General features: G+C 49.8%; 6 protein-coding genes. 2 read left to right on the forward strand and 4 right to left on the reverse strand.

Annotated features, from left to right (window positions below; genetic code table 11):
• Nucleotides 1-15: 15 nt before the first annotated feature.
• The 4 genes from IB222_RS16845 to IB222_RS16860 form a co-directional block, all read right to left on the reverse strand.
• Complete coding sequence (locus IB222_RS16845) at nucleotides 16-1,257, reverse strand: MFS transporter (protein WP_126318905.1); 1,242 nt, start codon at nucleotides 1,255-1,257, stop codon at nucleotides 16-18.
• Nucleotides 1,258-1,437: 180 nt separating this feature from the next.
• Nucleotides 1,438-2,832, reverse strand: a complete 1,395-nt coding sequence (gene pheP, locus IB222_RS16850; RefSeq protein WP_149384107.1) for a phenylalanine transporter — start codon at nucleotides 2,830-2,832, stop codon at nucleotides 1,438-1,440.
• 128 nt (nucleotides 2,833-2,960) lie between these two features.
• The gene (locus IB222_RS16855; RefSeq protein ID WP_032934362.1) at nucleotides 2,961-5,159 is read right to left on the reverse strand and encodes a TonB-dependent siderophore receptor; all 2,199 of its coding nucleotides are present in this window, start codon (nucleotides 5,157-5,159) and stop codon (nucleotides 2,961-2,963) included.
• 58 nt (nucleotides 5,160-5,217) lie between these two features.
• Entirely contained in the window at nucleotides 5,218-6,300 is a 1,083-nt protein-coding gene (locus IB222_RS16860; RefSeq protein ID WP_149384106.1) for a YncE family protein, read from the reverse strand.
• A 299-nt stretch (nucleotides 6,301-6,599) separates the two neighbouring features.
• Here IB222_RS16860 and IB222_RS16865 point away from each other — a divergent pair, with 299 nt between their 5' ends.
• The gene (locus tag IB222_RS16865; RefSeq protein WP_149384105.1) at nucleotides 6,600-7,775 is read left to right on the forward strand and encodes a DnaJ family molecular chaperone; all 1,176 of its coding nucleotides are present in this window, start codon (nucleotides 6,600-6,602) and stop codon (nucleotides 7,773-7,775) included.
• 675 nt (nucleotides 7,776-8,450) lie between these two features.
• The gene (locus IB222_RS16870; protein WP_348925951.1) at nucleotides 8,451-8,972 is read left to right on the forward strand and encodes a LuxR C-terminal-related transcriptional regulator; all 522 of its coding nucleotides are present in this window, start codon (nucleotides 8,451-8,453) and stop codon (nucleotides 8,970-8,972) included.
• The last annotated feature ends 61 nt before the right edge of the window (nucleotides 8,973-9,033 follow it).

Here is a 9,033-nt window from a genome sequence, read left to right on the forward strand (position 1 = left end):
AACCCCTCCTGAAAATTACGCCTGCTCTTTGTCGTCATATTTGAAAGAGAAAAGGAAAATCACGGCAATCACTGCGGCAGCGACTGCCGGGATCCACCAGAATGTAGTCCACGCCTGAGGCACGGTTTGCCCCGCCACCAGCCGGTTGTAAAGTGCGCCTGAAATTTGCGAGCCCAGCAGCATACCGATCCCATAGGTAAACATGACGATCATGCTTTGCGCCTGACCTTTTACTTTTTCCCCGGCGATACGATCGGTGTAAATAAAGCCGACCACGAAGAAGAAGTCGTAGCACACGCCGTGCAGCAGAATGCCGAGATACAGCAGGAATCGGCCCTCTTCGCTGATGCCGAGGGCAAAGAAGGCATAACGCACGAACCAGGCGCACATCCCGATTAACAGCATGTATTTCACGCCCAACCGTCTGAACAGGAACGGGATCACCAGCATGAAGAATATTTCAGACATCTGACCAAACGACATCGCCGTACTGACGTCGCCGACACCCGCATCAGCAAGAAACGACGCGGTATACGCGTAATAGGTTCCCAACGGTACAGAGATAAGCGTCGCGCAGAGCGAGAAGACAAAAAAGTGACGGACCTTGAGTAAGGCAAAAGCATCCGCACAAAACAGATCACGAACTTTCACCGGCAGTCCTTTCGCCGGTGCAGGCGTGTTGGGCAGCGTCAGGCTGTAGAGCGCCAGAATCACAGAGATAATCGCCGCCAGCGTAAAGATGCCGGTGGTGTCCGAAATTCCGGTTACACCGATAAAGATCCCCGCGACAATCCAGCCAATGGTGCCAAACACCCGTACCACAGGGAAGGTTTTGTCCTTATCCGACAGGCTATGAAAAGCAATATTGTTGGTAAGCGCCAGCGTTGGCATGTAGCACAACGTGTAGCCAAACAGCAGACCAATCAACAGTGCACCGTTTTGCGCCATCAATGCCTGCGGAACAAACCACAGGATTGCCGCGCCAGCAAGGTGCATCACCGCCATCACCTTTTGCGAGGCAAAAAAGCGGTCTACCAGCATCCCTAAGACGAATGGCGACAGAATAGAGGCAATGGGCCCGGCTGAAAACGCATCGCCAATCAACAGCGACATGTTGTGCTGGCTCATCACCAGCCCCAGCGTGACGGACCAACTTCCCCAGATAAAGAACTGTAAGAACATCATTAGCGACAGCCGGGGCACCAGCAGCCGGTACTGTACGCTCTGTTTTCCACTACTTTCGGTTGTTGACACCATTTTTTGCCCCATCCTTAAAAAGTAATCGATTACAAAATAGATTCAATAGAAAAGTAATCGATTACAAAATAAAGATCCTGTCAGCAGCAACAAAATTGCGAGAACGGTCACGATAAACGTTGAGTGAGGATCCGATCCCATCCTGACGATGGGATCGGTAATAACAAGATCGGTAGAAACTTAACGGGACTTACGACGCAGCAGTTTGAAGGCAACAAACAGGAACAGGATCCACACTGGCAGCAGGATAGCTGACAGGCGCATCTCATCCATCGTACACATCAGCACCAGAATCATGCCAAGGAAAGCAATACACAGGTAGTTCCCTGCCGGATATAGCAGCGCTTTAAACTGCGTGTCACGTCCCTTACGACGCATCGCCGCCCGGAATCGCAGATGTGCCAGGCAGATCATAATCCAGTTCAGCAGCAGCGTCGCCACCACCAGCGCCATCAGTAGGCTAAAGGCCTTTTGCGGCAGCACATAGTTGATGAGTACCACCAGCGACGTAATAGCACCGGAAAGGATCAGTGAGTTCACCGGTACGCCGCGACGGCTGACGCGGGTTAAGAACTTCGGCGCGTTCCCTTGAACCGAGAGACCAAATAGCATACGGCTGTTAGAGTAGACGCCACTGTTATACACCGACAGCGAAGCCACCAGGATGACAAAGTTCAGCGCAGAAGCCACCACGTTGCTGTCAAGATTATGGAAAATCATCACGAACGGGCTGCTATTGGATTTCACTTCCACCCACGGGTACAGCGCCAACAGCACCACCAGAGAACCGATGTAAAACAGCAGAATACGGTACACCACCTGGTTTACCGCTTTCGGAATGCTTTTTTGCGGATCCTGCGCTTCTGCGGCAGTAATTCCGATAAGCTCCAGCCCGCCAAAGGAGAACATAATCACCGCCAGCGACAGAATTAATCCGTTCCAGCCGGTAGCAAAAAAGCCGTTGTAACGCCACAGGTTATCGATGCTTGCATGTTCCCCGCCGTTACCGGAAAACAGTATCCACACACCAAAACCAATCATGCCGATAATAGCCAGCACTTTAATCAGCGCGAACCAGAATTCCGTTTCGCCATACAGGCGTACGTTGACCAGATTGACGGCGTTGATGATCACGAAGAATGCCGCGGCCCAAATCCAGGTCGGGACATCGGGCAGCCAGTACTGCATATAGATCCCGGCCGCTGTCAGTTCCGCCATGCCGACCAGCACAAACATCACCCAGTAGTTCCAGCCGGAGAGAAAACCCGCGAACGGTCCCCAGTATTTATAGGCAAAATGGGCAAAGGATCCGGAAACGGGTTCTTCCACTACCATTTCGCCCAGTTGACGCATAATCAAAAAAGCGATGATCCCGGCAACACCGTAACCCAGTAACACCGCAGGTCCCGCCATCTGAATCGCCGGGCCAATGCCCAAAAACAGGCCGGTACCAATTGCACCGCCCAGTGCAATTAACTGAATATGGCGGTTTTGCAACCCCCGCTGAAGCGTCGGCTCATTCGTTGACGCGGCATCAGACACGCTGGTGTCAGATGCAGTTGACGCGTTTTTCACGCCCTTCCCCTGTGTCGTTTTTATTGAAGGGGCTTCTTTTAACATTTCAACCTGGTTGTCGCAAGGCGCAATAATCGATTGGATGCGCCGGGCTTCCTTGCCCAACGCACCGAGGCTCGGGAGAAAAATCAGAAGTCGTAACTGACGGAAACCTTCAGCGTGCGCGGCTCACCCTGGAACAGATAAGTCCCGGTATCATCAATACCTGACCAATAATTCTCGTTGGTGACGTTATCAACCCCTGCACGCAAAATCATCTGATTCTGGTTTTGATTGAGTGACATACGGTAACGCACACCTAAATCCAGTGTGGTAAAACTGTCGAGTTTCTTGGTATTTGCCGCGTTGGCATATTGAGCACCAGAATGGTTCAGCCGCGCCGTCGCGGTGAGTCCTTCTACAGGTTTAATATCATATTCAGCACCCAGCACCGCATAGAAGTCCGGTACGCCGATTGCTGTCTTACCGTCGTTGACACCGTTTTGATTTTTACTGAGCGTCGCATCCAGCCACGTTGCACTGGCGTTCAGCCGCAGTCCTAACATCGGCTCACCAAAAACATTCAGCTCCACACCACGGTTACGCTGCTCGCCGTTGATTGCGTAATACCGGGTCTGGCTATCCAACTGGGCGACCGGCATTTTGATTTCAAACAGCGCCAGTGAACCGCCTACACGTCCAAAGTCTGTTTTGACCCCAACCTCATTCTGTTTTGCATGGATGATTCCGGTGCTTTGACCGTAGTTCACTGCACTGCTTGGCGCGGTGCTGCCTGGCTGTAACGATTCGGTATGGTTCGCGTATAGGGAGAGTTCCTGCCACGGCTTGTATACAACACCGTACGTCGGCATCCAGCGGCTGTCGTCAAAACTGTTCTTAACGTTTTCAGCGCCAGTTTCTTTGTTGTAATCACGCACCACGACCTTTTGGTGGCGCGCGCCGACGGTAAACAGAAGCTGATCATCAAGCACACCCAACGTATCGCTGAGTAACCACCCCTGACTACGCGTACGTCCACTGGTTAGTGGATCGCTATAGTTGCCTCCCGTCGCCGTCACCGCCGGTTTTGGTACATTCTGTGTATCGTAGATATTGACGTCCGGGCGCGCGGCACGTGACCCCATGCGCCAGGCGATTTTGTCTTCTTTAGTGACGGCGGAATAACCTACATTAACCTTATGCGACACAAAACCCGTATCAAAATTCCCGCGCAGTCCTGCCATCCCGCTGAACGCATCAATAATACGATTGGTATCAAGGCGTCCGGCTTTCGCATCACCGGCCTGGTTGTATATTTCCGGAGCACTGTACAAGCCAATCTCATGCGCGTGCTGCGCACCTAAACCGGCATAAGCGGTCCAGTTCTCGGTCAGATCATATTCCGTGCGCGCCATCCCGAACTCATTCTCAATATCGCTATAACCCCATCTCTGGCTATAGTTGTGCGTATTTTTCGGCAGATCGGGGACAAATGGCACATAGTAAATATTGATCCCCATGTTGCCACCGTGAAACGTCTTTTTCTGATACCCAACGTCTAATGAACTGCGGAAACGGTCGCCACGGTAATCCAGTCCCAGTGATGCCAGCGTGGTACGACGTTTATCGTCGTCAACCGCCCCCTCCCCTTCACGATGCAACAGATTCACACGAGCACCGAACTGGTTATTGTCACCAAAACGGCGTCCAGCATCGAGCGACGTTCCCACCTGTGAGTCACTGGTGTAATCCATACCGAGGCGAGTGATCGGCGTATCGTCTGCATGCTTGGGTTCAAGATTAATCATTCCGCCAACGCCGCTACCGGCAGCGCCATTGAGTAATCCATTCGCGCCTTTAAAGATTTCAACACGATCGATCATCTGCGTATCCACCACCTGACGCGGCAGCACACCAGATAATCCACCAAAGGTCATATCATCGCCGTCAAGTTTCAGACCGCGAATACGGTATGTCTCTGCATAGTTACCGTAGCCTTGTACCGCCTGCACGCTCGCGTCATTGGCGACAACATCGGCAACGGTCTTAGCTTGCTGATCTTCGACCAGTTTTGAGGTGTAGCTTATAACGTTAAATGGTACATCCATGGCATTTTGCTGACCAAGCATCCCCAGCCTGCCGCCATTAGCAACCTGACCGTCGAGAAAAGCGGGCAGTAACGTATCTCCACCGGGTTTAAAATCACTTCTCTCTGCGGCCTGCACCACAATGGTCTCTTCCGCTTCCGTGGGGGTCTCAGCAGCATTCACCGTGCCGGAAAGCGCGCCAATAGTTGCGGCCAGCACAGTTTTTCTCATTAAGAGTGTGTATGTTTTAGTGTTGTCCATAGCCATGCCATTAAAAGTCTGACGACGTTGCCGGAGAGCCCCCGGCAACATGTTGTTATTATTTATTCAGATCGATACGCACCACGTTATCTGGCGCAGAGGTGGAGTGGTCTTTATTAAATTTCTGTTTCACGGTAACAAACAGGGTTTGCCCATCCGCCGAGAGCAGCAGGCTGTTAGGGTTAGGCGGTAAGTCCCAGCTTTTCTTCACGCTGTAATCGGTCGCATTCAGGCTGAGTAATTTCCCTGAATCACGCTGGGTAATATAGATTTCGTTGCGTTTTGCGTTGAATTTCACCGCCAGCGAATCGCCTACATCCAGTTTTTTCAGCAGCTTACCGGTATGGATATCCAGCACCAAGGTGGTCTTCGCTTTCGAGTTGTCGGTGACAAACAGGCGACCCGTTTGCGCGTCCTCTGCCATATTCAGCAGCAGCGCAGGTTGTTCACCCAGCGGCTGCCAGCGTTTTTCAACACGCTGGTTACGCGGGTTGATGACGAGGATTTCACCGCCGCCGTTAGCTGCATAAATTCGCTGCGTCACGTCGGAATAATGCAGTCCGGTCATCCATTTACCCGTATTTTTAATGCGGGTTTTCAGCTTCAGGGTTTCAGCGTCAACCACCCAAATCACCGCCGGATCCGCCACGGCACCAATATAGAGCAAACCGTTATGCAGCAGCACCTGGCGCGCACCATACGGGAAACCTTCTGGGTTACGTTCCGGGAACAGTACGCGATTTTTCACTTTGCCGTCAGCGGTATTCAGCGCGCTCAGGCCACCATCCAGTGAGTTGGTGACATACACTGTTTTACCGTCCGGCGAGATAGCCATACCAAAGTTTTTCATATCGGTATGACTCAAGCCGAGCGTTTTAAGCGTTTTTGGATCCAGCTTGTAAACCACGCCGCCCTGCACATCTTTAAATCCTTCGGCGCTGGCAACGTACAACGCATCTCCTGCCGGGCTAAGCGCCATTTCATATAACCCATCCGCCAGCGCGCGTTGTTGCACATCACTGACGGCAGGTTGCGCTGTTTTTTCCGTAACGCTGGCGTTGCTGGCTGGCGTGGTATGCGCCGCACAACCGCTTAACGCCGCAGCAATCAGCAATGCCAGCGCGGATGTTGTTTTTTTCATTGTCGGGATCCTTACCAGAAGTAATACAGGGAGTTAATAACAAAAGAGAATGAGAACTATACGCATTATCTTTACTGAATCAAGAATAATTACCCGAGAGTAAAAAACATGAAACAGAGGTTTGAAGATGCAGACAGGTGCGCGCGACTTCCGGTTTTTCATAATTACAGTGAATTATTCTGGACGAAAAGGCATCGCAGGCCACAGAATGCGCTTTACTGTTTTTCTAACATTTTCAAACGGGTGAACCTGTTGTACTTCAGCCACTCGTTTTTTAGCCAGGCCAGGCAACGACTGTCATGAATAAGATCATCAAACGACTGGAAATCGTCAAAAGCGCTATTGAACTGGAAGATGAGGAGATTATTTTCCAGCAGGTGGCGCATCTTAAAAATGAGCCTTTGTCAGTCGTACCTGGCACCATTGTGCAGGCGATCGAAGAACGACGCTTTAGTGATGCCCTGCGTGAAATATCGGCCTGGCTGCAATCTCAACGAGCAGTCTCTACGTGGCAGGATCCAGCCATTGCCGCCAGTAAGCTGGAACTCAAAGCGCTCGAAACACAGCTGCGTGACCTGATCGATAAGCGCAACACGCGCATTCAAATCCTCGATGATTTCAACGATCTGTATCACCTTCGTCTTGGACCGCTGATGAGCCGCATCCTCGAACTGCGTAAACAGCTCGCCGCCAGCGCCCAGCGCAAACAGGAAGCAGAGCGAAAACGCCGGGAAAAAGACTATCAATCCTGTCAGCACTATATTTCCCAGGCTGTTGATCAACTGGCCAGGCTCAAGCAGCACTGGATGAACCAGAATTCAGATTCGCGCGAATCGGTGGAAACACGCCAACGTATTCAGCAGCAAACTGAACTGATTACCGCCCTGCTGGCGGAGATTCGTGAGCTGGAAAACGACTTTTCTCGCCAGGACGACAGCGCAACCCGTCGGGCACAGGAAGAGGCCAGCCATGAATATGATGAATATCAGGAGCAGCAGCAGGATGCACAGCATCGTTTTAGCCGTGACCAGCGGCTTTCCTCTGATGAACGTAATGAGTTAAAACGCCTGTGGCGTCAGGCCAGCCGTCTTTGCCACCCGGACGTGGTAGCCGATGATCTGAAAGAGAAGGCGCATCAGATGATGGTGCAGCTTAACCAGGCGCGCCAAAATGCCGATCTTGCCACCGTCCGGGCGCTACTGACTCAATTGCAAAGCGGCCTCGAACCGATGATGGCGAGTGACCGATTGAACGATTTGCAGCATTTACGCAGCAAAATACAGCAGCTCAGAGAACAAATTAACGCGCTGCTCAAAGAGATTACCGAACTGGAAGCCGAGAACGCCTGGCGGCTTGCCACCTCCGTGACAGATAAAGAAGCCTACTTCTCCGATCAACAACGGGCGCTTACGGAAATCCGCAATACGCTGGAACAGCAGGTGCATCAGGTAGAACAGGAACTGTTGGCGGGCTAAGCCCTATCAGCAATAGCAATCAGAAAAAATAACCTCTTCAAGTGAGCTTTTAAAATTAAGCACAAAAAGACAAAAATAGGATAATTCCCTAAAAAAATCACAACACTAAGAATTATCAACCTGAATACTCGAATTTCAGGTCGATAACTGCAAATATAGCGATACTTCTCTCTTCCCCTCGACGCCCCTTCTCTTTGTCCTGGTCTTGATTAAGAATTCTCCTACTCACCAGTCATCTCATTAAGAAAAACGGGTATCCATCTGAAATATAATGTTTTTCATGTAAATCCCCTCCCAAATGGATAGGAATACCCTGTCTTTATAGTAATCACTCAATCATTATTCACGTGATCCATAAGCGAAATCTATCAATCATTTACGCAGAGCTGAAATAAACGATTTATCTTAAATTTTAACAAAGTGTAATATCTACTTTAAGAATAGTTAATGATTCTAATAAATACAGAGAATATCTGTTTAATCTGGAATTAATAAGGATACGTTCACAGCACAGAACGTTATACGAGATTTAATTAACATTTCACGCGTCGCAAGAAACTCTTTTTTGACCTAAAAAAAAGAGGCGGCCGCTTGCACCAAAATTTCAAGGAGATCGTTATGTCAAAGGCTATTTTTTTGGGTGACTCAATTTACCCTTGGCTAGGCATGTGAGAAATCCTACGTGGCTCATCATTATATATTGATATCGCGTATTACTCCTCCCAGACGCTTTCTGCTGTCAAAATGCTTCCTTATGAAACGGATTGCATCATCATTAATCCTGACAAATCAGATTTTTTAAAATATGCCAGGGTTATCCGCAACATGGCTTTACGACCTGTCACCAAAATTATTGTTTTGGCAGATGAAGCTACTTTTACTCTTTTTCAAACCGTTTGTGGGAAGAACATGCTGTTTCTTGATCAAGATGCCAGTCTTGATCGGCTACACCATACCGTTACACGTATCACAAAGAACAATAACCAACATAATATCAAAGCATTACAAAATAAGATCACAGCAAACGAATTCAACGTAATGATGATGCTTGCCCGAGGATGGTCACTGACACAAATCGCCGGGGCATCACAAAAAAGTGAAAAAACCATCGGGGCGTACAAAAGCAATATTGCCAGAAAACTCGGCAAAAATAACACCCGGCTCAAGTACACCATTTCCCACTATAGCCAGCCGTAACTGACTTATTTAAGGACAATTATCACGGTTATTATTTAAAAAGGTTTTCTTTCGACTCGCT

The sequence above is a fragment of the Citrobacter sp. C13 genome, from assembly GCF_014596815.2.
Lineage (GTDB): Bacteria > Pseudomonadota > Gammaproteobacteria > Enterobacterales > Enterobacteriaceae > Citrobacter > Citrobacter portucalensis.

What these genes read in the sequence shown, in the direction of transcription:
- IB222_RS16845 (WP_126318905.1), bottom strand. Translation starts at nt 1,257, where the DNA reads ATGGTGTCAACAACCGAAAGTAGTGGAAAACAGAGCGTACAGTACCGG.
- IB222_RS16860 (WP_149384106.1), bottom strand. Translation starts at nt 6,300, where the DNA reads ATGAAAAAAACAACATCCGCGCTGGCATTGCTGATTGCTGCGGCGTTA.
- IB222_RS16865 (WP_149384105.1), top strand. Translation starts at nt 6,600, where the DNA reads ATGAATAAGATCATCAAACGACTGGAAATCGTCAAAAGCGCTATTGAA.
- IB222_RS16855 (WP_032934362.1), bottom strand. Translation starts at nt 5,159, where the DNA reads ATGGACAACACTAAAACATACACACTCTTAATGAGAAAAACTGTGCTG.